This is a genomic window from Clostridium sp. CM039 (genome assembly GCF_055081075.1).
Window position 1 is genome coordinate 2,327,283 of record NZ_CM143649.1, and the last position, 23,109, is coordinate 2,350,391.

The 23,109-nt window shown below is 31.5% G+C and carries 25 protein-coding genes and 2 riboswitches; of the genes, 8 read left to right on the forward strand and 17 right to left on the reverse strand.

Going from position 1 to position 23,109, the window contains the following annotated elements:
* Positions 1–186 precede the first annotated feature (186 nt).
* From ACWJJ2_RS11025 to ACWJJ2_RS11055, 7 genes are all read right to left on the reverse strand, one after another.
* Positions 187–729, reverse strand: coding sequence for a NisI/SpaI family lantibiotic immunity lipoprotein (locus ACWJJ2_RS11025; RefSeq protein ID WP_462953250.1), 543 nt, complete (start codon positions 727–729; stop codon positions 187–189).
* Positions 730–741: 12 nt separating this feature from the next.
* Positions 742–1,485: a lantibiotic immunity ABC transporter MutG family permease subunit gene (locus ACWJJ2_RS11030; protein ID WP_220286985.1), complete on the reverse strand. Its 744-nt coding sequence runs from the start codon at positions 1,483–1,485 to the stop codon at positions 742–744.
* A gap of 1 nt (position 1,486) precedes the next feature.
* Positions 1,487–2,212 carry a lantibiotic immunity ABC transporter MutE/EpiE family permease subunit gene (locus ACWJJ2_RS11035; RefSeq protein ID WP_220286984.1) on the reverse strand — a complete coding sequence of 242 codons (726 nt, stop codon included), beginning with the start codon at positions 2,210–2,212 and terminating at the stop codon, positions 1,487–1,489.
* Complete coding sequence (locus tag ACWJJ2_RS11040) at positions 2,212–2,919, reverse strand: lantibiotic protection ABC transporter ATP-binding protein (protein ID WP_216302244.1); 708 nt, start codon at positions 2,917–2,919, stop codon at positions 2,212–2,214. Before ACWJJ2_RS11040 ends, ACWJJ2_RS11035 begins: the two co-directional genes overlap by 1 nt.
* 330 nt (positions 2,920–3,249) lie before the next feature.
* Positions 3,250–3,393, reverse strand: a complete 144-nt coding sequence (locus ACWJJ2_RS11045; protein ID WP_216302245.1) for a hypothetical protein — start codon at positions 3,391–3,393, stop codon at positions 3,250–3,252.
* A 25-nt stretch (positions 3,394–3,418) separates the two neighbouring features.
* Positions 3,419–5,419 carry an FtsX-like permease family protein gene (locus ACWJJ2_RS11050; protein WP_216302246.1) on the reverse strand — a complete coding sequence of 667 codons (2,001 nt, stop codon included), beginning with the start codon at positions 5,417–5,419 and terminating at the stop codon, positions 3,419–3,421.
* Positions 5,409–6,182, reverse strand: a complete 774-nt coding sequence (locus ACWJJ2_RS11055) for an ABC transporter ATP-binding protein (protein ID WP_216302247.1) — start codon at positions 6,180–6,182, stop codon at positions 5,409–5,411. Before ACWJJ2_RS11055 ends, ACWJJ2_RS11050 begins: the two co-directional genes overlap by 11 nt.
* Positions 6,183–6,510: 328 nt before the next feature.
* On the opposite strand from ACWJJ2_RS11055, the gene ACWJJ2_RS11060 reads away from it, so the two are divergent.
* Both ACWJJ2_RS11060 and ACWJJ2_RS11065 read left to right on the forward strand, forming a co-directional pair.
* Complete coding sequence (locus tag ACWJJ2_RS11060; RefSeq protein WP_220286983.1) at positions 6,511–7,173, forward strand: response regulator transcription factor; 663 nt, start codon at positions 6,511–6,513, stop codon at positions 7,171–7,173.
* Entirely contained in the window at positions 7,170–8,180 is a 1,011-nt protein-coding gene (locus ACWJJ2_RS11065) for a sensor histidine kinase (protein WP_220286982.1), read from the forward strand. The genes ACWJJ2_RS11060 and ACWJJ2_RS11065 overlap by 4 nt, the downstream gene beginning before the upstream one ends.
* Positions 8,181–8,319: 139 nt before the next feature.
* Here the strand turns inward: ACWJJ2_RS11065 and ACWJJ2_RS11070 are convergent, their stop codons facing one another.
* From ACWJJ2_RS11070 to ACWJJ2_RS11095, 6 genes are all read right to left on the reverse strand, one after another.
* A complete protein-coding gene (locus ACWJJ2_RS11070; RefSeq protein WP_216302250.1) occupies positions 8,320–8,682 on the reverse strand; it encodes a YccF domain-containing protein in 363 nt (120 codons plus the stop codon).
* Positions 8,683–8,735: 53 nt separating this feature from the next.
* A complete protein-coding gene (locus ACWJJ2_RS11075) occupies positions 8,736–10,151 on the reverse strand; it encodes a sensor histidine kinase (protein ID WP_462953251.1) in 1,416 nt (471 codons plus the stop codon).
* Positions 10,152–10,153: 2 nt separating this feature from the next.
* Complete coding sequence (locus ACWJJ2_RS11080) at positions 10,154–10,873, reverse strand: response regulator transcription factor (protein ID WP_462953252.1); 720 nt, start codon at positions 10,871–10,873, stop codon at positions 10,154–10,156.
* A gap of 142 nt (positions 10,874–11,015) precedes the next feature.
* Positions 11,016–11,783, reverse strand: coding sequence for a hypothetical protein (locus ACWJJ2_RS11085; protein WP_216302253.1), 768 nt, complete (start codon positions 11,781–11,783; stop codon positions 11,016–11,018).
* Between the two features lie 3 nt (positions 11,784–11,786).
* Positions 11,787–12,674 carry an ABC transporter ATP-binding protein gene (locus ACWJJ2_RS11090; protein WP_462953253.1) on the reverse strand — a complete coding sequence of 296 codons (888 nt, stop codon included), beginning with the start codon at positions 12,672–12,674 and terminating at the stop codon, positions 11,787–11,789.
* A 33-nt stretch (positions 12,675–12,707) separates the two neighbouring features.
* Positions 12,708–13,727, reverse strand: a complete 1,020-nt coding sequence (locus ACWJJ2_RS11095) for a hypothetical protein (protein ID WP_462953254.1) — start codon at positions 13,725–13,727, stop codon at positions 12,708–12,710.
* 291 nt (positions 13,728–14,018) lie between these two features.
* Here ACWJJ2_RS11095 and ACWJJ2_RS11100 point away from each other — a divergent pair, with 291 nt between their 5' ends.
* Together ACWJJ2_RS11100 and ACWJJ2_RS11105 are read left to right on the forward strand one after the other, a co-directional pair.
* Positions 14,019–14,210 carry a hypothetical protein gene (locus tag ACWJJ2_RS11100; RefSeq protein WP_462953167.1) on the forward strand — a complete coding sequence of 64 codons (192 nt, stop codon included), beginning with the start codon at positions 14,019–14,021 and terminating at the stop codon, positions 14,208–14,210.
* A 155-nt stretch (positions 14,211–14,365) separates the two neighbouring features.
* Positions 14,366–14,863 (forward strand): cupin domain-containing protein, encoded by a 498-nt coding sequence (locus ACWJJ2_RS11105; RefSeq protein ID WP_462953255.1) that lies wholly within the window; start codon positions 14,366–14,368, stop codon positions 14,861–14,863.
* 129 nt (positions 14,864–14,992) lie between these two features.
* Here ACWJJ2_RS11105 and ACWJJ2_RS11110 read toward each other — a convergent pair whose 3' ends face one another.
* The 3 genes from ACWJJ2_RS11110 to ACWJJ2_RS11120 form a co-directional block, all read right to left on the reverse strand.
* On the reverse strand, positions 14,993–16,225 hold the full coding sequence (locus tag ACWJJ2_RS11110; RefSeq protein ID WP_462953256.1) for a WD40/YVTN/BNR-like repeat-containing protein: 1,233 nt from the start codon (positions 16,223–16,225) through the stop codon (positions 14,993–14,995).
* Between the two features lie 24 nt (positions 16,226–16,249).
* A complete protein-coding gene (locus tag ACWJJ2_RS11115; RefSeq protein ID WP_462953257.1) occupies positions 16,250–16,801 on the reverse strand; it encodes a hypothetical protein in 552 nt (183 codons plus the stop codon).
* A 63-nt stretch (positions 16,802–16,864) separates the two neighbouring features.
* The gene (locus ACWJJ2_RS11120; protein WP_462953258.1) at positions 16,865–17,713 is read right to left on the reverse strand and encodes an undecaprenyl-diphosphate phosphatase; all 849 of its coding nucleotides are present in this window, start codon (positions 17,711–17,713) and stop codon (positions 16,865–16,867) included.
* 203 nt (positions 17,714–17,916) lie between these two features.
* Between ACWJJ2_RS11120 and ACWJJ2_RS11125 the strand changes: the two genes are divergently transcribed.
* The 4 genes from ACWJJ2_RS11125 (at position 17,917) to ACWJJ2_RS11140 (ending at position 22,450) form a co-directional block, all read left to right on the forward strand.
* Positions 17,917–18,246, forward strand: coding sequence for a PadR family transcriptional regulator (locus ACWJJ2_RS11125; protein ID WP_165413575.1), 330 nt, complete (start codon positions 17,917–17,919; stop codon positions 18,244–18,246).
* 1 nt (position 18,247) lies between these two features.
* Positions 18,248–19,216, forward strand: coding sequence for a permease prefix domain 1-containing protein (locus ACWJJ2_RS11130; protein ID WP_462953259.1), 969 nt, complete (start codon positions 18,248–18,250; stop codon positions 19,214–19,216).
* Positions 19,217–19,290: 74 nt separating this feature from the next.
* Positions 19,291–19,401: riboswitch (SAM riboswitch) on the forward strand.
* Positions 19,402–19,534: 133 nt separating this feature from the next.
* Positions 19,535–19,646, forward strand: a riboswitch (SAM riboswitch).
* A gap of 112 nt (positions 19,647–19,758) precedes the next feature.
* A complete protein-coding gene (locus tag ACWJJ2_RS11135) occupies positions 19,759–21,045 on the forward strand; it encodes an O-acetylhomoserine aminocarboxypropyltransferase/cysteine synthase family protein (protein ID WP_462953260.1) in 1,287 nt (428 codons plus the stop codon).
* Positions 21,046–21,160: 115 nt separating this feature from the next.
* Positions 21,161–22,450 carry a homoserine dehydrogenase gene (locus ACWJJ2_RS11140; RefSeq protein WP_462953261.1) on the forward strand — a complete coding sequence of 430 codons (1,290 nt, stop codon included), beginning with the start codon at positions 21,161–21,163 and terminating at the stop codon, positions 22,448–22,450.
* 125 nt (positions 22,451–22,575) lie between these two features.
* Here the strand turns inward: ACWJJ2_RS11140 and ACWJJ2_RS11145 are convergent, their stop codons facing one another.
* Positions 22,576–22,917, reverse strand: coding sequence for a zinc ribbon domain-containing protein YjdM (locus ACWJJ2_RS11145; RefSeq protein WP_165413571.1), 342 nt, complete (start codon positions 22,915–22,917; stop codon positions 22,576–22,578).
* Positions 22,918–23,109: the final 192 nt, after the last annotated feature.

The window sequence follows — 23,109 nt, forward strand, 5'->3', positions numbered from 1 at the left end:
TTCTTCTTCATCCGAAAGTGTTGTAAAAGACAGTACCAATCCCCACAAACTACACCCTATATTTTAAAATAAACCACTCTTTGTTGCTGCCCTCCCGACTTTCTTTCTGAAATGCCGTTAAATTCGTTTTCTATATATTAGTATAACTTTGACATAATCTATTTTTATAAAAAAGTAAAACGCTTCTCATTCTGAAGTTGTCAATTCGTCTTCTGAGAAGCTGTGTAGCCCCGCAGGAGATAATTTGATGACTGTTTTATCAGTAGATGCGCCTTCTACAGGAATCGCTTTGTAAAAATTGTTATTGATTTGAACAGCAATGGCGCCTTTAGTCTCCACATCTTTTATTGAACAAACATTTTGAAAAGAGACAATAAACTTTGCATCTTTAGGAAGATTCTTTTTTACATCCTCTATTGTTAATTGGGCAGACGAATCAATTCTTTTTTGCTCAAGTATACAATTATTTTTATCAATAACTGCCACTTTGTCAATAATTCCGTTCCATCCCCCAATTTTAGACCGCTCCAATGAAAGATTTGAAATTTGATAGGTTGTATCCTTGTAACTTATTTGAGTAGCATTTTTAGCATTAACTTTACAAATAATTTTATCTTTAATTGCATGGTTCCTGGCTTTGCTAATTATTTTATCTTTTGGAGAACATCCTGTTATTAGCGTACAAAACAAAACTGTGAACAAAGGTATCAATATTTTTTTTATCTTCATAATAATTTCTCCTTACTCATATGACTTTCTTCCTTCCCACTTTCTGAACCAAAATAAACTAGCAACGAAGGCAATACATATTGCAAATAGCATTACAAATAATCCCTTTTGCATATCAAGTGCTATTTCAGCACTGAAAGCAGGATAGTTCAACTTGTTAACCATACTATTGCAAAGTCTCACACTCCATGCCCATGGAACAAAGTGCCATATATAATCACCAAGACCTGTAAGCATAAGAGCAGAAATCAGACTTCCGGAAACTCCGAGCCCTGTAGATGCTCCCTTTCCAAATTGAAGACTAATGAACACATGCAATATATAAAGAAATATGTTTCCTATAATTAATGCTGCACCTGCTTTTAAATAAAATAAGTAGGGCAATACGTGAAATCCAAGTGCAAATACTCCTACAGCAAGTGCAATAGAAAAACTTCCTAATAAAAGCAAAAAAATTAACTTGCTTAAATACGTAGTACATTTTGATTTTGAAGTACATAGCATTACTTGAAAACCTCCAGCTTGCTCTTCCTGCTCAATTACTATCCCACTGATTAATCCTATCAGTAAAGGAAACGCAATGGCCAGCGCATCTAGATACCCTTCTATATCCATAATTGAGTTCTTTGATGTCCCGTAGTAATATAATAAAAACATAAACGCTCCTGCTAGTGGAATAAATAAATGAATCCGCAAAATAGAAGTATGTCTTAATTTGTAAAAATCCGATTTTATACATCTAAGTAAAGCAACCATATTAATTAACCTCCTGTTTTGAAAACCAATTAGCGGTAACAATCAATAGCAATGCAAACAGAATAAGAGACAAAATTATTCCAATTGGAATCGCGATTGGATTTAGTAGTGGAGATCCTGTTTCTACCTTAAGTCCATTTGGAAGATATCCAAGAACTGGACACATAATACGAGCTGTCCAGCTATAAGGACAAATCCACCACGTTGATGTTATTGCAGTCAAAGAACTTAACATAATACTACCGCAAACGTTAATCAAAACAGCCCCTATCATTCCCAGTTTCTTTGCTAAAAACATACAAAGTGGAATTTGCCACAAAGATGTAACTGCAATCAAAACAGCTGCGACAAGTGCCCGAAAAAACGGTACAGTGACGGGAAAATAGTAGCCGCCTAAAATAATTCCTACTGACAGAACCATGCAGGATAGAAGCATATAAAACCCATTTACCAAAACTTTTGAAATCCACACTTTTTTTAGTGAAATTGGAAGACCAAATACAGCTCTATACCGTAATTTTTTTTCTTCCCTTTCATTAGTCATCACTGCCATTATTGAAATATATCCTGGTAGTATCATCATGTACCACGAATTAAAGCTATTGGCTTGAAACCATATAACAGATGAAAGTGCAATGAGGAAGGTAACCATAGGTGCAAGAAAAATTATTTTTTTTATAAATGTTCTCTTACATTTTAAATTTTCAGCCTGTAAATATTCGAGCATTATGAAACCATCTCCCTGTTCTTTTTCACAACCTCTGTGAAAAGTACTTCCAAATCTTCTCCAGGATTAATTTTGCCGTTATACCCGAGTACCCCATTGCTGATGATACCAATGTGGTCTGCAATCAATTCAACCTCAGACAATATATGACTGGAGAGGATGACTGTCATTCCTTGAGCTGGGAAAGAACGTATTAACTCACGTAAATCTTGTATTCCAAGAGGATCCAGGCCATTTGTAGGCTCATCCAAAATTAACAATTTGGGTTTATTTAGTAGTGCAATTGCAATTCCAAGCCTTTGCTTCATCCCCATAGAAAATTGTCCTGCCTGCTTTTTATTTGTGTTTGTCAAATCAACTGTTTCCAATACTTCCTTAATACGAGAATCAGGAAGCCCTAAAAGAATGGTTCGAACTTTCAGGTTTTCTACCGCCGTCAAATTTTCATAAAGAGGTGGAGATTCAATCAAAACCCCTATATTTGAAAGATCATTCCTGCTCCAAGGATGATCATCAAAAATAATTTCTCCTGATGTTGGATGAAGCATTCCAGTAATCATTTTTAATAGAGTTGATTTTCCAGCACCATTTGGTCCCAGCAATCCATAGACAGAATTTTTCTCAATAGACAGCGAAATTTTGTTTACTGCGCGTTGTTTTTTAAAAGTCTTGCAAAGATTTTTTGTTTGTAAAATATAATTATCCATATTCATCTTCCTTTCGTTTACTAATAGTTTTATAATATAAGAATTTTATAAAGAGTTCAAAAATTCTTTTTCTACTTTCAATAATTCTGTCATTATAGATACCCCTCGTTAATATTAATTATTTTGAATATGTTTTACACTCTTAGTATACAAAAAAGCAAAATATACCACCATTGCTTCGGCTTACATTTTGCTCTTTCAACTTACATTTTTGTAACATCATAATAATTATTCCATTTTAGAAAATGAATAATTGCCTTGGCGCTTTTATCATATTCGTAATCGTCAAATAGCCCCTACCTTAACTTAAGATGAGAGCTATAAATAAATTTATTTGTTTTTCTTATGTTTAATAATCCCCACAACAATAACTATAGCAATGATGACTACGATTCCTTCAAGGGCTGGCGACCACCATTGAATAGTTTGAATAATTCCTTTAGACACTCCTAAATTTAATAAAAAATTCTCCATATTTTTCTCTCCTCACTATATTTCTTTATTTTATCTTTTGTTCAACAATGATTTGTTTTGCACTTTCGTAAGTTGCAATGAAGTACATGATATACAAAACGATAATAATTGCAAAACTTACCCCCATATTTAGCCCAATAGACATCTGAAAGAATGACTCCACTTCATTTAGTACGGATCTAGTAATAAACATAGATAATACCATTGACATAATGAGTGGCACAATAAAGTAAAATCCAATCTGTAGAAATAATGTGCTACGAATCATTTTTCCATCTGCCCCCATATTTGCTAATGTGTGATATCGTTCTTTATTATCTTGCGTTTCGGTTAATTGTTGCAGTGCGAGTACTGCCAAACAAATTATAATAAGCACAAGACCAAAATAACTACATATGAATGCGACAACCCCAAATGTTCCAAAATAGAAGTCCTGCAGAACATCTTTTGTGGTATAGGTAATGCTTCCACCTACTATTGAATCAGACCATGCTTTAATCATCTGTGCGTTCAATAATTCTTTGTTCGCGTCCGCCTTATAAAGACCGTTTAAAAAATATGTCTCTGGTATTAACTTTGAAACAATTTCATCAGGTACAATAATTGTTCCCGGATCATTTGCGCCTATAGGAGCAAATGCTATAATTGTCTTGTTAAGGGGTTCTGCCCTTTGTGGTGTTAATTCTTGACCAGCAACCTTAATCTTCCCATGATTCTTTAAAAAATGATCTACATAAGGTATTGTGTTCTTATAGGTTGCATTTATAAGATATTGATTTTTAGATAAGCTAATCCGTTTCTCATTTTGAAGAGTCATCTGTTTATTAAACTCTGTCTCTGACATGAAGTTAATTTTAGATTCTGGCATGTCCTTATCCGTAATGGATAATTTTACGACTTGCCCCTCAAATATATCTCCATAGGTATAATCCGTAACATATAGAATACTCTCACAATAATCCTTCAAATTTTCTTGCAAAATGACTCCATCTTTTTGGGATTTTTCTAGTGGAGTTACTTTATCCTTGCTTATAGGTAACAGAACGGTAACATCATAAGGAATAGATTTTTTCATCAGATTGTTAATTTGACCACTAATACTAAACCCTGAGCTAAGGACTACAAGCGAGCACAAAAGCAATCCACTAATAACTGTGATGACAAGATAATTTGTCTGAAGCTTGCTACCAATTTGTCTGAATAAGAATGTATTTAATCCATGAAAGTACATACGTTTATTTTTTTGAACAAATAAGATCATTACACTAGAAGCAGTATAATAAAACAATAGAATACCAACCCCAATAAGCACCATAACTTTGGGTAGAGTTGTTTTGCTAAGTCCAGTACTAAATAGTATGTATATACCTAAAATCATACAAAATACTGATGTAGCAAATAATAAAAATGAAATCCATTTATTATGAACTCTTAATTCTTGATTCTTTCTGTCTGCCGTTAATAAATCAATTAACTTTAATTTAAAAATCGAACGCGTGTTAACTATCATAACAACCCCAAAAATGATAGCAAAATTAATAATTGTTTCTTTTATAGCATTAACAGACAAAACCAACTGGAATGAAGATACATCTGTTGCAAATAAATTTAATGCTATTAGTGAAAGCCCTTGTGATAAAAGCAAACCTATACCTAATCCAACTATTAAGGAAAAAATACCAACCAAAACAATTTCCCCCACAAAAATAGATGAAATGCTCCACTTGTCCATACCGAGAGTCATATACATTCCCATTTCTTTTTTTCTTCTTTTCATAATAAACTGATTTGCGTATACTACAACAAAAGCAAGAATCACAGCAATAAATTTTGATAGAATTCCTATATATTGATTCATAGTATCGGTCATCATTTTCATTGCAGAAGATAATTTGCTTAATCCTGGCTGAGATGCTATTGAATTAAACGCATAAAACAAACTAACCGCCAGTGCCAATGTTAAAAAGTAGACCACATAGTCTTTAATACTCCTACGTACATTTTTAAAAACAAGTTTAAAAAACATTATCACTCTCACCTCCTAAAACAGAAACAACTTCCATGATGCTATTAAAGAAGGTTTTTCGATCATGACTGCCTTTATATAACTCATTGAATATTTTTCCATCCTTAATAAAAATGATTCTTTTACAAAAGCTTGCATTATACGCATCATGAGTTACCATAAGGATTGTGGCCTCTTGATTACGATTTAAATCTTCCAAACTTTTTAATAGCATTTTTGCAGATTTACTGTCAAGCGCTCCTGTTGGTTCATCTGCTAAAAGTAAAGATGGATGAGCCACCATAGCACGAGCTGCTGCCACTCTTTGTTGCTGTCCTCCAGACATTTCATAAGGATACTTATTAAGTACTTTCTCTATATTTAAAGCCAAAGCTACATTATCTATTTCTTGTTTAATTTTATTCACAGGACAATGATTAATAGACAATGCTAATGAGATGTTTTCGTATGCTGTCAATGTGTCCAATAAATTATAATCTTGAAATATAAATCCCAATTTTTCACGACGAAATTTGGAAAGCTTACTTCCACCTAAAAGAGTGATATCTTCTTCGTCTACATATACATGTCCTGATGTAATAGTATCAATGGTAGAAATACAGTTAAGTAATGTGCTTTTTCCGCTTCCACTAGAACCCATTATTCCCAAAAATTCACCCTTATTAACTTCAAAAGAAATGCCATTTAAGGCATGTGTAACTTTCCCTTTATTTCCATATACTTTTTCAATATCTTTAACTTTTAAAATCGTATTAATATTCATCGTTATCGCTCCTTTTCTCTCTCTTACACTACTTTATCATCTTTCTATTTTTCAAACTATCGATTAACCTTACCGTAGCATTACCATTTTGTAAGGTTAATCATCAATTGCATTGCTGTTAATCATCAATTGCATTGCTGTCAATCATCAACTGCGTTGCTGTAACCAGCACCGTAAGTGATGATTGGGCTATTCTATTCCTTGCCATTATAACGAATATTATGTACAATATACCATATAATTCATTATAATTGTCGTATGTGCAAGGTACTTCAATATAACATCATGGTATCGTTTATTATATTTATATCGAAGAGGAGACTGTAAAATGAAGATATTTATCATAGAGGATGATCCAACAATTTCTAGGGAGCTAAAGAGTTTCCTCTCTAAATATGGTTATGAGTGTTTTGATAGCAATGATTTTGAAAATATTATTGAAATTGTATTACATTCAAAATCTAATTTAATACTTTTGGATTTAAATTTACCTTATCAGGACGGGTTCCACGTATGCCGTGAAATACGCAAACAATCTCCTGTTCCTATCATCGTTGTCACCAGCAGAAACACACCAATAGACGAATTGCTAAGCTTAAACATTGGAGCTGATGATTTCATCACTAAACCTTATAATCTTCAAATATTACTAGCTCATATTCAGTCTGTGTTAAAAAGAACCACCGATAATCCTGAGAGTATCTTACTTAGCCATAAAGACCTAACCGTAGATGTTTTAAAAAGCAAAATGATCTATGATGGCGGGGAAGTAGACTTATCAAAAAATGAGTTAGGTATAATTCGATTGCTCATACTGAATAAGGGCAATATAATTTCAAGGGATGATCTTATGAATGAGCTATGGCAAAATGGGGATTATGTTGATGAAAATACCTTGAATGTCAACATTGCAAGGCTTAGACGGAAACTTAAGTCTTTTGGCTTAACCGATTATTTAATTACAAAACGCGGTCAAGGGTATCAGATATGAGTGTCATAAATTATCTTAAAGAAAAATCAATTCAAATTATTCTTGTTCTTTTATCCTATGTTATTAGCACTGGTATACTATATCTGTTTAATGTTAAAAGTTCTGTTATTATTTTCATTTGTGGTATATTGCTTTTCTGTTATATTTCTGGATTATGCTTTGACTATTACAGAATGAAGCATTTTTACAGCGAACTGCTTTTAATTTTTCAAAATCTTGATGAAAAGACATATATCACTGATATTGTTGAAGCACCGCATTTTTTTAGTGGTCAGGTTTTTTATCAGATTTTGAAAGACTCAACAAAGGTCATGAATGATAATATCGCAAGCTTTAAAATATCACAGCGAAACTATCACGATTATATTGAATTATGGGTGCATGAAATCAAAACACCTATTACGGCAATCAATTTGATTATAGCAAATAACAAATCACCTATATCGCATCAAATACAATCTGAAATTGATCGAATTGAAGGTTATGTTGAGCAAACACTTTACTATGCCAGAAGTAATACGCTTTATGAAGATTATCAGATAGAGACGACTCGTCTCTCATCCATAGTCAATAGCACAATAAAAAGCTGCTCAATGAGTATCATACGAATGAGTGGCAAAATACAAATGAAAGATTTGGAATTAGATGTAACAACTGACCCTAAATGGATTATATTTATTTTGAAACAACTCATTGATAATGCAATCAAGTATCGAAGTGATAAACTAATAATTTCATTTTATACGAGGCAAGTAGTATCAGGCACCATTCTGAATGTTCATGATAACGGCATAGGCATTCCCCCTGAGGATATACCTCGCGTTTTTGATAGGGGATTTACAGGACATCATGGTAGATCATATATGAAATCCACGGGAATGGGACTTTATCTATGTAAAATATTATGCAAAAAATTAGGATTAGATATAACCGTTCAGTTTTCTGAACCTTCTGGAACTACAATGATGATTTTCTTTCCTAATAAGCTGAAAATATTTGACGAGTAGTAACCTTTAGGGGTTCTTCCTCAAAGTATCCTGAGGCCACTGTAGATGTGAAATAAAATACAACTAAAAAATAGATAGAGCATCATAGAATACTATGTGCCTACCTATTTTCTATAAATAATATTGAGCTAATTTATATCTAATGTATTTTCGCTCCAAAAGGTATGAGCCCAAGTTGAGCAAATTTAAAATGCTGAAGTCCGAATGGTATTCCTACAATTGTTATACAAAATATTACACCCGTAACGAGATGCGCTATGGCAAGTTCCCATCCTAAAAAAATAATCCAGATAACATTAAAAATCAATCCTCCAACACCAAAATTACCAAGCTCTATTTCTTTTTCAAAAGGCCACAATACAAATATTGAAATCTTAAAACATTGAATACCAAACGGTATTCCAATAATTGTAACGCATAAAATTAGACCTGATAAAAACCATGCAATAGCTGAAATGATTCCACCAAATAATAACCAAATAATATTACCTATAAAATTCATTATCCATCTCCATTCTTATTATATTCATAAAAATCTTTAAATCGAATACTTATTTATAAATTGATTTCTATTTCTGTACCACGTCCGAGCTCACTTAGCACCCTAATTTCTCCATCATGTGCTTTTACTATGTCCCTCGCAATAGCCATTCCAAGTCCCGAACCTTCATGTCCTTTTCCGGTATTTGCACCTCTGTAATATCTTTCAAATATAAGGTTTAGTTCTTCCGGCCTTATTCCTTTTCCGTTATCACTTATAACAATTTTTATGTTATCATTCTTCTCAACCAATACTTTTATTTTTACGCCCTCTTTATTATGAACTATTGCATTATATACCAAGTTTTTTATAGTCCTCATTATCAGAATATCATCCACAAAAGCTTCTATAACTTCATTATCACAAATAAAATCAATATCTACATTAGCATTCTTAGGATCGTTTAGTAAATCAATTACAGCATTTCGTGCCAAGCTAACCATATTTACTTTTTTCTTGTTTAACTTCAATACTTTATTTTTCAATCTTGTTGTTAAATTTAAATCATCTACAAGCTCTTTTATATAATTAGACTTACTTTCTATTATTTTTGAATACTGATTTATCTCTTCTTTTGATAAATCATAATCATCACTACTTAAAATTTCGGCATATCCTTTTATAGATACTAGCGGCGTCTTAATATCATGTGACATATTTGAGATCCATTCTTCTCTCATTTGGTCCAGTTTTTTTCTTTCTATTTCATTACTCCTAAGAGTTGATGAAAGATTGTTTAAGTTGCGGTAGACCCCAGTATATAGCCCCTTTTCAGATAAATTCAAATCATATTTTCCATCCGACAATACTAAGACACCATTTATTATGTTGATTACAGGTTTAGTAAGTCTTCTTGAGAATAAATATGCAAAAAACAATGCAATTAATGCATCTAATATTAAAATGATATAAATAAAGTTACCTATCGTTTCTACAAAATTACTATTATTAATAGTAATTACTTGTCGCTCAACCGTGTCCCATGGGAATCCTATTATATAGCTGTATTTACGTCCTTCTATTTGTTTTTCACCTAAAAAAATAGTTGTTAAGGTTTTTTCATCCACATACTTATATTCATTAATCAATTCAAAAGGAGTATAACTTTTTTTTGTACCCTTTGGCTTTTTATAACTATATACTTCACTACTTTGCTCATCTAATATCTGTATCCATATATTATTATTATCCAAGCTTAGTTTCCCATTATTGTCTATATAAACAGCTTCTTTATTACCTACAATACATTTGCTGAAATTTCTAGTATAATCCTCTGCCCCTACACCTTTTAATTTTTTCTCTATTAAGGTTCCTTTTGTCTCATTGTTATAAATTATAAAAGAAAAGGCTGCAATAATATTTATAATCATTACTATTATAACTACAGAAACCACAGTTATCATGAATTTGCCCATTAATTTGAATTTCATATCTATTCATCCTTTACAACAAATTTATATCCAAGCCCCTTAATATTAACTATATATTTTGGCATTGAAGGATTATCCTCTATTTTTTCTCTGAGTCTCCTTATATGAACCATAATTGTATTGTCAAAACCTATATAATCTTCTCCCCAAACCCCACTACAAATATTTTCCTTGCTCAGAATTTGGCTCGGATTTTTTGCAAAGTATGCTAACATCTTAAATTCTTTTGGTTTTAACTCTATTAATTCGCCATTCTTTTTAAGCTCTATCTTTTCCTCATTTAATTCAAAGGGTCCAAAAACTATAATTTTGCACTTTTCATCAGGCTCTTCACCAATGTAATTATTTCTTCTTAGATGAGCCTTCACCCTATATGCGACCTCTTTTGGACTAAATGGCTTTGTAATATAGTCATCCGCTCCTAAAGCAAATCCTAAAATCCTATCTAACTCTTCCGTTTTAGCCGACATAAACAAAATTGGCGTTCTAGAAGTGCTTCTTATTTCTTTACATACTTCATACCCGTCTCTATCTGGCATCATTATATCCAAAAGAATAATATCTGGGTTTATCCGTATTACTAAATCTAATGCTTCTTTTGCAGTCCCTGCAGCATATATATTTTCAAAACCTTCTTTTCTAAGCACAGTAGATAAAAGTCCTAATATATCCTCTTCATCATCAACTATTAATATTTTACTTTTATTAATTGAATTATTCATAATTACCACCTCTTAAATTATCACCTAAATACTCCATATTAAATATTTCAGAAGACTAAACAATTAATAATTGTTTAGTCTTCTGAAATGTCCTTGTGTTTCTTACTTATATAATACCATAGAAACTATCTTATCATATTTTTTATTCCTTTATAAATGCTTTGTAGGTAAGCTTTGGTAAAAATATAAAACCAGCAATAACTATTACTATTTGAATCATAATTAATGATATTGGAACCTGATATCTTATTAATTGCATAGACATCATTCCCCAAAGTGGAGTTATCCCAAGATATTTCACATTTCCAAATCGATATAATATAGCTGGCAATACATATGGCAATCCTATAAGTAACCCTCCAAAAATAAAAGGTATGGAAGCCGATTTACTTATTGCTGATAGATATAATCCTAGCTGGGAGCAAAAGAATGAACCTACTGTAACTGTTATTATAAGTATAATCATCATTTGCAATACAGTTATGTTTGAACCACTGTTTCCAAAATACCAAAGTTCTTTTAATTGTAAGTCTAGCCCTTTAAAATTTGATTTTATTAATCCATCTATAAGCATTGTAAGTACTATTGATAGATTAACTATTGTTGTTGCTATGCCCGCACCAATCCATTTCGCCGTTACAACCTTTTTCTTTCCATTTTGGGTTGTATTTATAAGTTCATTCATATTAGAGCTATATTCAAGGGTATATGTAGCTGAAATTACCATAAAGGTTATTAGCCCTATCACTGGTACGATTCCATACATTTTACTAAAGGCATCCGCCCAAATCTCTGCACTTGAAGACGGATAAATTAAACTTCTACTTAATAAAAGTAAAGCAATCCAAGTTATTATAACGCTCTTTTTAAATAACATTTTTCTTATTTCTGATTTTATAAGAATTTCCACAAGTTACACCTCCCTAGTATTTTCTAACTCAAAGTAAAACATATATACATCTTCAAATCTTGGTTCTATGCTCTGCGCTGATGCATATAAAGGCATTTTATCGCTTACTACTCTGAGCTCTGTAACATCCGCACCCCTTTGAAGGTTAACTACCTTATAATCTCTTTGTATATCCATAACTTCATTTTCTTTATCTGTTGTAATCTTATATACTTTTCCCTTCATGCCAGTTAATATATCTTTATGACTTCCTTTTATTATAACGCTACCATTTTTAATCATTATGGTTTCTCTTGCTACTGCTTCTATATCCGAAATAATATGAGTTGAAAGTATTATTATTTTTTCCTTAGATATATCAGCTATAAGATTTCTAAATCTTGCTCTTTCTTGTGGATCAAGACCCGCTGTTGGTTCATCAAGTACAACTATTTTAGGATCATTTAATAATACTTGTGCAATTCCAACTCTTCTTTTCATACCACCTGAAAATTTGCCAACTGCCTTGTTTCTAACCTCATATAATCCAACAAGATTTAGTAGTTCATCAATTTTTTCAGAGGCTTTATTTTTGTCTATTCCCTTTAATGCAGCCACATATTTCAAAAATTGTTTTGCTGTGAAATTCTTATATGCACCAAATTCTTGCGGAAGGTATCCAATAATATTTCGGTACTCATCTTCTTTATCATAAATACTTTTTCCATTATAAATAATTTCTCCACTGGTAGGTTTTGTTAATGTTACTATTTGTTTCATTAGTGTAGTTTTACCCGCTCCATTTGGTCCGAGTAGTCCATATACACCATTTTCTAAAGTGAGTGTTATATTATTATTTGCATTCTTTTTTCCAAAGCTTTTTGTTAAATTTCTTATTTCAAGCTTGTTCATAATCGTTCCTCCTCTAATTTTAAAATCCATTAATTATCTTACTAATATTTTTTTAAATGATACTACGCTGAGTGTAATTCCTGCCACTATAGTTACTGCCAGTATTCCAAGGCAAAGATTTATTAAGTCAAAGTTCATCCCAAAGAATTTCACATTTCCAAAATATATGCCAGCAAACTGATTAAAATAAAATAGTAAATTTATAAAATTAACATTCGCGAGCACCATTTTAACATTACTCGGAATTATTTTTACCACTGTTAATAATTTTGGAGTAATAATAAAAATCAAAAATCCACTTGTTGATGCTATTGAACTTGTTGTTATAAATGAGAATAAACATGCAATTACACCTAAAGTAGCTAGTATTAATATCATTATTCCTATCTTAAATATTATAAATTGAATTATGGTATATGCATCCCTTACTAAAATAGGATTATCTATTATTCTTATTGCTTGTAGTTTCCCATTGGTGGGCATGCCATATTGAATCGCTGTCACTATGAATTGAATTGCTAGATACCCTCCATATAAAACTGTTGGTATTAATATTCCAAGTCCTAGTTTTGAATATAAAGCCCTATTTTTATTTTTTGATGTAAGAATCAAATTTTCTACCGTAGAAACAATCTCATCTGTATATGTATTACAACAAACTATAATTAGAATTACCACCATACAGAATGCCATAAAAGTATTGGTTGCTCTATAATCGTATGCCTTCCAGAAGCTAACATCCTTATATTTTGTATCTTCCATACTTTTTAACTTTTTACTGGATATTTCTTTTATACCTTTACTAAAGTCATCCTTCTCCTGACTATTTGCCATTTCTTTTATTGTTCCTATTTTTGCATCTAATTTCCCCTGTGCAATTACCTCTGCTTTTCTTGTGTCTTTAATTAACTCATATTGCTCATTTCTATGTGATTTCTGTGTTTCCATCTCTGGTTTTATAAAAGCCATTACTCCGCAAAGTAAAATAAATATCGCCGCTACAATTATTCCAGTTTTTAATTTTAATATTTTTTTAAGTTCCCAATATATCATATTGTGCCTCCTTGTATTCCTCTTCAGTAATTATTTTTTTCGGTAAGATTATAATTATGAAGTGAATCTTGCTATAGGTACATTATATAAGGTTAATCTTATCTCTTGATAACATTAACCTTAAATAAACCTTACAAATGTTTTATATTTTAAAAATAAGATAGAAAAAGGATTTTATTTAACTAGCTAAAAATATTTTGCAAATAAACAAAAGACTTTTTATAGAATTGTACTTTATATACAACTGCCGAGCCATGTGTAATGTGTTCTGGTGCAATATATTGGGGTAATGTGGGGGAAGTAGTATATGATATAAGCGAGAAAAGATTACTAGAGCTTACTGGTAATAATGATATAAATCCAACCTTTGATTTATCTTGCAGATATGTCTTTGCAAAAGGACAAAAGAATATTAATGTTGAAGGCCCTTTTGAAGAAATTGAGCAAGATGTCGTAAATGTTCATGATGGTTTTTGGGATTAATTGAGTAAACAAATACAAAAACTGTATTGGAATTTTCTAATACAGTTTTTGTATTGATGCTGCTACAGTTATAATCTAAATGAAACTACCCTTGTCACTACTGACCTACTTGATTATAATTAAGTGTAATCATTTTTTTACAAAGGAGATAAATTATGCACCCATCACAATACTTTATTGACACATTAAATATGGAACCTCATCCTGAAGGTGGTTTCTACAAAAGCAGCTTTGACTCTTGTGAAAATATTAGCTCCAATGATTTAAAAACTAGCTTTGAAGGTGAAAGAATACTTTGGACTAGTATTTATTTTTTATTAAGAGATGGAGAAATTTCAAGGTTTCATAGATTGAAATCAGATGAAATGTGGTACTATCATGCAGGTTCCCCTCTTACAATATATATGATAAGTCCAGAGGGAGAACTTACTACTAAGCAACTAGGTCTTAATATAAAAAATGGAGAAACTCCACAATTCCTAGTACCTAAGAATTATATCTTTGGTTCTGCTATGAATAGTTCAGGTTACTCACTTGTTGGCTGTATGGTATCCCCCGGCTTTGACTTTAAAGATTTTGAAATATTAAAAAGAGATGTTCTTTTAAACAAGTACTCTCAACATAAGGATATAATAATTAAGCTTACAAAATAACTATTGCTTTATAATTAAAGACCATACTAGAATCAATAATTCTAGTATGGTCTCACTATTTTAATACTATTTATTTATGTTCTAAACATTTAAGCATTCTCTTAGCATAATCAATATATAACCATTTTTTTATTTTATAACCTCTCCATCATATTTCCAGTTTTTACCAAAGTCTTCACTAATAAACCTACATACCTGGCTTTTGCCTGCTCCATAGTCACCATCATCCCCTTGTCCAACATAAAGCTCACCATGACTCCCCTTAAATACAGGTGCTACTGGATCATCATATATGCCTTTAAGTTCCTCTGATATTGGCAATTCAATTGTATTCCAACTCTCTCCTCCATTAGTAGTCATATATATGCCATTATTTTTAGTTGTTATAAATCCAATTTTGCTCGTTGAAAATGAAATCCCAGTTGCAAGGCTTGATCCGTCTTTCATTAATGGACCTTTAAAGTCCCAAGTATCTCCTCCATTTTTACTAGTATAAATATCTATCATTTCAAAACTCATTGCTCTATCGCCAGCAATAATTGCATATCCAAATCCTTCATCCGTAAATCCAATGAATTGTCTTCTTATACCCATAATATCACTTTGTAAATTTACATCTTTCCACGTTTCCCCTTCGCCACTCGATATACATAAACTTCCAATTCCATATATAAATGCCGTTTTCTTTTCGGATATATAATAACTTCCTTTATTCAAGTCATCTGATTTTGTATCTTGCTTATCTTTATCCTCTAACGGCATAAGCGCTATTGGAATTTTAGTCCAATTTACACCGCCATCATAAGTTATATACACATCATCTTCTTCTATTTTATATTTACACTTATCCGCTGTTACTACTGGCTCTATTATATTGCTATTTTTCTTTGATATACCTAATTTTTTCTTTACATCGCTGGTTTGTAAAACATCTAAAAGTTTATACTTATTACCTTCAAACTTACTTATAATTAAAGTCCAATCACAATGAATCATTCCATCATTATCTATTAAACCCCATTTACTTAGCTTGCTAAGGTCACCTTTATCATATGGCTCCACATCAAATATTGCCGATATTGCAAAAGTTCCACTATCCCCTGCAATAAGTTGACTGCTTTTATAAGTATAATAACTTATCTTTTCATTTACCTTATTCTTAGTATTAATTTTATATTGTCCTAGATATTTTTCAAGCATTGGACCTGCTATATATTGAAGTCTTGAAGTATCTTTATATTCTATAATCGGATGGTTTTTACTGTAATTGCTTTTGATATTATATATATAATATCCACCTATAATACAAAATATAACTAAAATTATTGATATACTAATTAATATCTTATTCTTTTTATTCATATCTTTCCCTACTTCCTGCACACCTTATCTTCCTAAATCCTTACCTATTTCAACTAGCTCATATGTAAATGGTTTATCTGTAACCTTTATATGGAACCTTGTTCTAAATAAAGGTCTATTTTTACCTTCTATCATAGAATTCTTTAATAGATTTGCATCATCTTTTAAGTATCTTGTGTTAAAAGTAATTTCAATTAGAAAGTCTTTTAGATTACCTTTAATAATTTTATTACTTTCATACTGAAGCCCATCAAACTCCATTTCACTAATATTATTCTTAAGTGTATTTACCTGATATTTCTGGAATATACTACTCCCAATTGTTGAACAATCCGTTGCTGTACTCTCAATACTTGTTTTTATAAAAGGAAAGTTTATATCTATAACCTTTACTTCGTTTATTTCATTTTTTAAAATTTGGTCTTTACCTTCATCATTTACTGCCGTCTTCATATCACTTAATACATATGTAATTTTATTTTTTCCCTTTACTGTTTCATAAAGAAAAAAAGCCATAATTATAGATGCTACTATCATTATAGAGGTTATAATATTTAATACTTTATTATTTCCCATATGCTTATTCTCCTTTTACTATTTATATAAGAAAAAATACCTCTTGCTATTTATTCTCTATGATTATGCTAAAATAATAACCTTAGTTAATACTAATATTCCAAGTAAAATACCTACTACTACTCTATATATTGCAAAGACTTTCATTGGCTTCTTTTTCAAATAATCCACAAATTTTTTCATAACTATCAAAGATACTATGAAGGCTACAACAAATCCTACTATTAATGAAATCCATAATGTTTTCGTCATTACAGAATAATCAAATTCAAATAAATCTTTTCCTGTTGCCCCTATCATAGCTGGAATCGCTATGAAAAATGAAAATTCTGCTGCTATTGGTGTTGATAATCCTGCAATCCATCCGCCCATAATTGTAGAAGCACTTCTTGACATTCCTGGCCACATTGCAAGCAGTTGTAATAAACCGATCTTAAATGATTGTATAGGCGTTATGCTATCTATACTTTCTACTTTATGATCCCTGTTTCTAACTCTCTTCTCGATTATTAGTAACAATAATCCACCAACTATGAATCCTACTATAACAGCCTCTGGTGTAAACAATAGTTTTATTTTATCGTATAATACTACTCCTGCAATTCCCATTGGAATAGATGCCGTAATAACATTTATCCCAAATCTGAATCCTTTCTTTCCCTCTTTTCCTTTAGTAAATATAAACTTAAAAAATTCTATTATACTTTCGCTAATCTTCTCCCAATACAAAACAACAACTGCCATTATTGCTCCAAGTTGGATTACAACTTCAAACATCTTTACAAACTCTCCCTCAAACCCAATTGCCCATCCAATCAATATCATATGTCCTGTAGACGATACTGGGATAAATTCAGTTACCCCTTCTACTATTGCTATTATAATTGCTTTTAATAAAAATATTATGTCCATAACTCACCATTCCTTCCAATCTAATTATTACTGTATATAGTTTATCATAATAATCTATAAGGTACCATCTTCAAAACTTACAGTAATATTACATCTATGCAAATTTCAGAAAATACTTTACCTGTCGTAGTAATTGTGTTATCCTTGAATTACTACGACAGACAAAGTACTACAGATGCAGTAAAAGCAAAGGAGGATATAATTTGATAAGCAGCGATGTAATTCGAGGATATAATGATACGATTATTCTTTTTATGCTTCAAGATGGCGAATCCTACGGGTATGAAATATCAAAAAACATCAGAAAATTATCAGAGGAGAAGTATGTTATGAAAGAGACCACACTCTATTCAGCATTCAACCGTCTTGAGAAGAATGGATATATCGAATCTTTCTATAAAGACGAAACCTTTGGTAAAAGACGCACATATTATAAAATCACCCCCGTAGGTTTAACCTACTATAAAGAAAAATGTGAAGAATGGAGCTTAACAAAAGAAGTTATTAATAAATTTATTAAGGAGAGGGATTAGAATGGAAACTATAAAAAATTATTTAGATAATATGTTTAAAGTCCTACCAAGAACAAATCAGACGGTCAAATTAAAAAATGATTTATTATGGAATATGGAAGAAAAATATAACGAGAATAAGAATGATGGAAAATCAGAAAATGAGGCCATTGGTATTGTAATTTCAGAATTTGGCAATATTGACGAATTAATTGATGAACTTGGCATCGAACATATGAAAAAGGGTGCGATACTTAAAACCATTACACAAGAAGAGGCCGATAACTTTATGACTACAAAAAAAGAATCTGGCTTATTGATGGGTATAGGTGTTTTTTTATGTATTGTAGCAACAGCTATATTAATATTAATTACCACTCTCATAGATGGTGGCATTATCTGTAAAGGAATTTCAAAAGATTTCAGCGATATGTTTGGCATTATTGCACTATTCTTACTGTGTGTACCTGCTGTAGCTTTATTCATTTATTCCGGTATGAAGCTAGAAAAATACAAGTATCTAAAAAGCGGTTTTGATTTACCTCTTCATGTAAAAGTAATTGTAAATCAAAAAAATAATGCTTTTGCATCAACCCATATGATATCTGTAATAACAGGTGTGTGCATATGTGTCATATCACCAGTTGCACTTTTTGTATCATCTGCTTTTGGCGACAATGCATCTAGCTACGGAGTAGTTGTTTTACTTGTGATGATTGCTATTGCCGTTTTCCTCTTTATATATTTTGGAAATATTAAGCAGAGTTTTAGTATTCTTTTACAGATTGGTGACTTTTCAAAAGAAAAAACTGAAGATAATAAACTTATTGGTGCAGTTGCTGCTATCGTATGGCCATTAGCAATCTGTATCTTCCTTGTCAGTGGATTAGTTTTTAATCTATGGCACATTAATTGGATTATATTCCCTATCGTTGGCATTTTATTTGGTATGTTCAGTGCAGCATATAGTATTATAAAAGGGCATAATTAAAATAATTTTATCTTTAAAAAAAGTATTGACAATTGTTTTTATGAGTAATATACTAAATACTAATAACTGAATACAACTTATCCAGAGTGGCAGAGGAACTGGTCCGATGAAGCCCGACAACCAGCATTCTTATTCGAATGTAGTGGTGTCAATTCCTGCAGATTGTAAAATCTGAAAGATAAGGATGTTAGCAAATTTTATGATACAATTTTATTGTTTATTAAAGTTAACTATTGCTACTTTCCTTATAGGAAAGTAGCTTTTTTTCTTTCCCAAAAATCTAAATAAATAATGTACTAAATACTAACAACTAAATATAACTTATCCAGAGCGGCAGAGGGACTGGCCCGATGATGCCCGACAACCAGCATTTTTAAAAGAAGTGCAATGGTGTCAATTCCATCAGATTGTAAAATCTGAAAGATAAGGACGATAGCAAATTTTATGATACAATTTTATTGTTTATTAAAGTTAATCATGCTGCTTTCCTTATAGGAGAGCAGCTTTTTTTTAGAAAAATAATTATAAAAGGAGAAATTAATATGAGTGAGCGAAAATTAAGTTTTGAAACATTACAGGTACATGCAGGGCAGGTTCCAGACCCTACTACAGGCTCGAGAGCAGTCCCAATTTATCAAACATCATCTTTTGTTTTTAAAAATGCAGATCATGCAGCAAATTTATTTCAATTAAAAGAAGAAGGAAATATATATTCAAGAATAATGAACCCAACTACAGACGTTTTTGAAAAAAGAGTAGCCGCTCTCGAAGGCGGAGTAGCAGGACTTGCTACAGCTTCAGGAATAGCTGCAACATTCTATGCAATACTTAATGTAGCAAATTCAGGCGATGAAATAGTAGCTGCAAGCACTCTATATGGTGGTACTTATGAACTATTTAATGTTACTCTTAGAAAACTTGGAATTAACGTAACATTTGTTGATCCAGATGATCCTGAAAATTTTAGAAAAGCTATCTCGAATAAAACAAAAGCACTTTATGCTGAAACAATGGGAAACCCAAAAATAAATGTTCTAGATATAGAGGCAGTAGCGGATATTGCTCATGAAAATAAAATACCCCTTATTATTGACAATACCTTTGCAACTCCCTTCCTTTGCCGTCCAATTGAGTATGGTGCAGATGTAATTATTCATTCAGCAACAAAGTTCATTGGAGGACATGGAACTACTATTGGTGGAATTATAGTTGATGCTGGTAAATTTGATTGGGCAGCTAGCGGTAAATTCCCTGATTTTACAACTCCGGATAAAAGCTATAATGGAATAGTATATGCTAATTTAGGTGCTCCAGCATTTGCTTTAAAAGCTAGAGTTCAACTTTTAAGAAACACCGGTGCGACGCTTAGCCCTCAAAGTGCATTTTTATTTCTTCAAGGTTTGGAATCATTATCGTTAAGAGTTGAGAGACATGTAACAAACGCTAGGAAAGTTGTTGAATTTTTGAGTAAGCATCCAAATGTTTCATGGGTAAATTATCCTGAACTTGACGGGAGCAGATACAAAGATTTAGCTAAAAAATACCTACCAAAAGGAGCAGGATCAATATTCACTTTTGGAATAAAAGGTGGCCTTGAAGCTGGAAAAAAATTTATTAATAATGTAGAATTATTTTCGCTGCTTGCAAATGTTGCAGATGCAAAATCTCTAGTAATTCACCCCTCAAGTACAACTCATGCAGAGCTTAACGCAGAGGAGCAAAAATCTGCTGGAGTTACTTCAGATTTGATAAGACTTTCAATTGGCGTTGAGGGTATCGATGACATTATATACGATTTGACGCAAGCTCTAGAAAAATCAGTTCAATAAAAAGTCAATAATTCTTTGGCAGCTGGTTTCAAAATAAGGTCTTGTTCCTAACTATATTCCTCCATCACCTTAGATGACGGAGGAATAACTTTAAAGTTTAGAAAGGAAAACTATTATGAAAAAGGTAAAAATAGCGATTTTAGGTTTTGGAAATGTTGGGACGGGTGTATGGAAAATACTTCACGAAAATAGAAAAGAAATAATGAAACGTTCAAATTATGAAATAGAAGTTGCTAAAATACTTGTAAAAGATATAAATAAAAAAAGAGATATCAAAGCACCTAATGGCCTATTAACAGATAACATTGATGATATTATAAATGATGAAAGTATAAAAATTGTGGTTGAACTTATTGGTGGATGCGATAAATCTAAAGAGTATATGATACGCGCAATGAAATCTAAAAAACATATTGTAACTGCTAATAAATTAGTTATCGCGAACTGGGGCGAAGAGTTATTTAAAACAGCGGAGAAAGAAAACGTATTGTTTTATTATGAAGCAAGTGTGGCTGGTGGAATTCCAATAATACGCGAGATTAATGAGAGCCTTACAGCCAATAGGATTGATCAGATAATTGGAATTATAAATGGAACAACTAATTACATATTAAGCAAAATGACAATGGATGGGATTAGCTTTGATGAAGCACTAAAGGAGGCGCAAGAAAAGGGTTATGCTGAAGCAGACCCAACCTCTGATGTTGATGGCTTTGACGCTGTATATAAGCTTGCAATAATGTCTTCTCTAGCATTTGGAACTAAGGTAGATCATGATTGTATTTATAGAGAAGGAATAAGAAGTATTAGTGACATAGATATAGAATATGCTAAAAAACTTGGTTATTCAATAAAACTTTTAGCAATAGCTAAAGAAGTAAATAACAAATTAGAGCTAAGAGTACATCCAACCCTAATACCTTCGAGCCACCCAATGGCAAATGTAGCCGATGCATTTAATGCTATTATGATAAAAGGAAATGCAGTTGGAGAGTTAATGCTATATGGAAAAGGCGCTGGAGCTTTTCCAACTGGAAGTGCAGTTGTAGGTGATATAATATCCATATTAAGAAATAATGTAAATCCTTATGACTTATTAGACCTAAGTGACAAGACTGATTTTAAAGAAGTGAAAAAATCAGAAGAAAATGAATCAGAATTCTATATTAGACTTAATGTTAAAGATACAGTAGAAGTTTTAGGAGATACAGCGAAAATATTTGGGAAAAACAATGTCAGCATTATGTCCGTTACTGGAGATGTAAGGCACGATGATCATGGACCACTAGGATTTATTACACATAAAAGTTCAGAAAAAAACATAAGAATTTCATTAGAAAAAATAAAAGAACTAGAAAACGTCAACAAAATAGAAAGTATAATAAGGATGGAATCATTTTATTAAACTTATTCTCCTTTTAGTATTTATATATAAAAACACCCCATCAGATGAATTTTACAACTTTTTTAGTTATAATCATTCAATGGGGTGAAGTTCACTATTTCGGTTCTATTACATTAAACCTTGATTTATACCTTTTTAACAAATTCAGATTTTAATTCCATAGCTCCAAACCCATCAATTTTGCAATCAATATTATGATCTCCATCAACCAAACGTATATTTTTTACTTTTGTACCTTTTTTTATGGCTAATGGACTTCCTTTTACTTTAAGGTCTTTGATTATTGTTACAGAATCACCATCGTTTAATACATTTCCATTTGCATCTTTGATAATCCTTTTCTCTTCACTACTTTCTGTTTCTAATTCTAAAGTCCATTCATGAGCACATTCAGGGCAAACAAAAATACTTCTATCTTCGTAAGTGTATTCTGAATTACATTTTGGGCAATTTGGCAAATCAGCCATAATTTCATTTCCTCCATTCGTTATTGTTAACTCTAATATATAAGAATTATTGTCAATTTTCTTTTTACAACTTCATAAGAATAGAAATTACAAAGTTAAAATTCACAAAAAAAAATATATGGAGTTCCTTATATGCTTATATACTATCATAGTCTCCTCATATTGACAAACCTTCCTCCGCCCTCTCCTTAA

What these genes read in the sequence shown, in the direction of transcription:
- ACWJJ2_RS11025 (WP_462953250.1), bottom strand. Translation starts at nt 729, where the DNA reads ATGAAGATAAAAAAAATATTGATACCTTTGTTCACAGTTTTGTTTTGT.
- ACWJJ2_RS11030 (WP_220286985.1), bottom strand. Translation starts at nt 1,485, where the DNA reads ATGGTTGCTTTACTTAGATGTATAAAATCGGATTTTTACAAATTAAGA.
- ACWJJ2_RS11035 (WP_220286984.1), bottom strand. Translation starts at nt 2,212, where the DNA reads ATGCTCGAATATTTACAGGCTGAAAATTTAAAATGTAAGAGAACATTT.
- ACWJJ2_RS11040 (WP_216302244.1), bottom strand. Translation starts at nt 2,919, where the DNA reads ATGGATAATTATATTTTACAAACAAAAAATCTTTGCAAGACTTTTAAA.
- ACWJJ2_RS11045 (WP_216302245.1), bottom strand. Translation starts at nt 3,393, where the DNA reads ATGGAGAATTTTTTATTAAATTTAGGAGTGTCTAAAGGAATTATTCAA.
- ACWJJ2_RS11050 (WP_216302246.1), bottom strand. Translation starts at nt 5,419, where the DNA reads ATGTTTTTTAAACTTGTTTTTAAAAATGTACGTAGGAGTATTAAAGAC.
- ACWJJ2_RS11055 (WP_216302247.1), bottom strand. Translation starts at nt 6,182, where the DNA reads ATGAATATTAATACGATTTTAAAAGTTAAAGATATTGAAAAAGTATAT.
- ACWJJ2_RS11060 (WP_220286983.1), top strand. Translation starts at nt 6,511, where the DNA reads ATGAAGATATTTATCATAGAGGATGATCCAACAATTTCTAGGGAGCTA.
- ACWJJ2_RS11065 (WP_220286982.1), top strand. Translation starts at nt 7,170, where the DNA reads ATGAGTGTCATAAATTATCTTAAAGAAAAATCAATTCAAATTATTCTT.
- ACWJJ2_RS11070 (WP_216302250.1), bottom strand. Translation starts at nt 8,682, where the DNA reads ATGAATTTTATAGGTAATATTATTTGGTTATTATTTGGTGGAATCATT.
- ACWJJ2_RS11075 (WP_462953251.1), bottom strand. Translation starts at nt 10,151, where the DNA reads ATGAAATTCAAATTAATGGGCAAATTCATGATAACTGTGGTTTCTGTA.
- ACWJJ2_RS11080 (WP_462953252.1), bottom strand. Translation starts at nt 10,873, where the DNA reads ATGAATAATTCAATTAATAAAAGTAAAATATTAATAGTTGATGATGAA.
- ACWJJ2_RS11090 (WP_462953253.1), bottom strand. Translation starts at nt 12,674, where the DNA reads ATGAACAAGCTTGAAATAAGAAATTTAACAAAAAGCTTTGGAAAAAAG.
- ACWJJ2_RS11095 (WP_462953254.1), bottom strand. Translation starts at nt 13,727, where the DNA reads ATGATATATTGGGAACTTAAAAAAATATTAAAATTAAAAACTGGAATA.
- ACWJJ2_RS11105 (WP_462953255.1), top strand. Translation starts at nt 14,366, where the DNA reads ATGCACCCATCACAATACTTTATTGACACATTAAATATGGAACCTCAT.
- ACWJJ2_RS11110 (WP_462953256.1), bottom strand. Translation starts at nt 16,225, where the DNA reads ATGAATAAAAAGAATAAGATATTAATTAGTATATCAATAATTTTAGTT.
- ACWJJ2_RS11115 (WP_462953257.1), bottom strand. Translation starts at nt 16,801, where the DNA reads ATGGGAAATAATAAAGTATTAAATATTATAACCTCTATAATGATAGTA.
- ACWJJ2_RS11120 (WP_462953258.1), bottom strand. Translation starts at nt 17,713, where the DNA reads ATGGACATAATATTTTTATTAAAAGCAATTATAATAGCAATAGTAGAA.
- ACWJJ2_RS11130 (WP_462953259.1), top strand. Translation starts at nt 18,248, where the DNA reads ATGGAAACTATAAAAAATTATTTAGATAATATGTTTAAAGTCCTACCA.
- ACWJJ2_RS11135 (WP_462953260.1), top strand. Translation starts at nt 19,759, where the DNA reads ATGAGTGAGCGAAAATTAAGTTTTGAAACATTACAGGTACATGCAGGG.
- ACWJJ2_RS11140 (WP_462953261.1), top strand. Translation starts at nt 21,161, where the DNA reads ATGAAAAAGGTAAAAATAGCGATTTTAGGTTTTGGAAATGTTGGGACG.
- ACWJJ2_RS11145 (WP_165413571.1), bottom strand. Translation starts at nt 22,917, where the DNA reads ATGGCTGATTTGCCAAATTGCCCAAAATGTAATTCAGAATACACTTAC.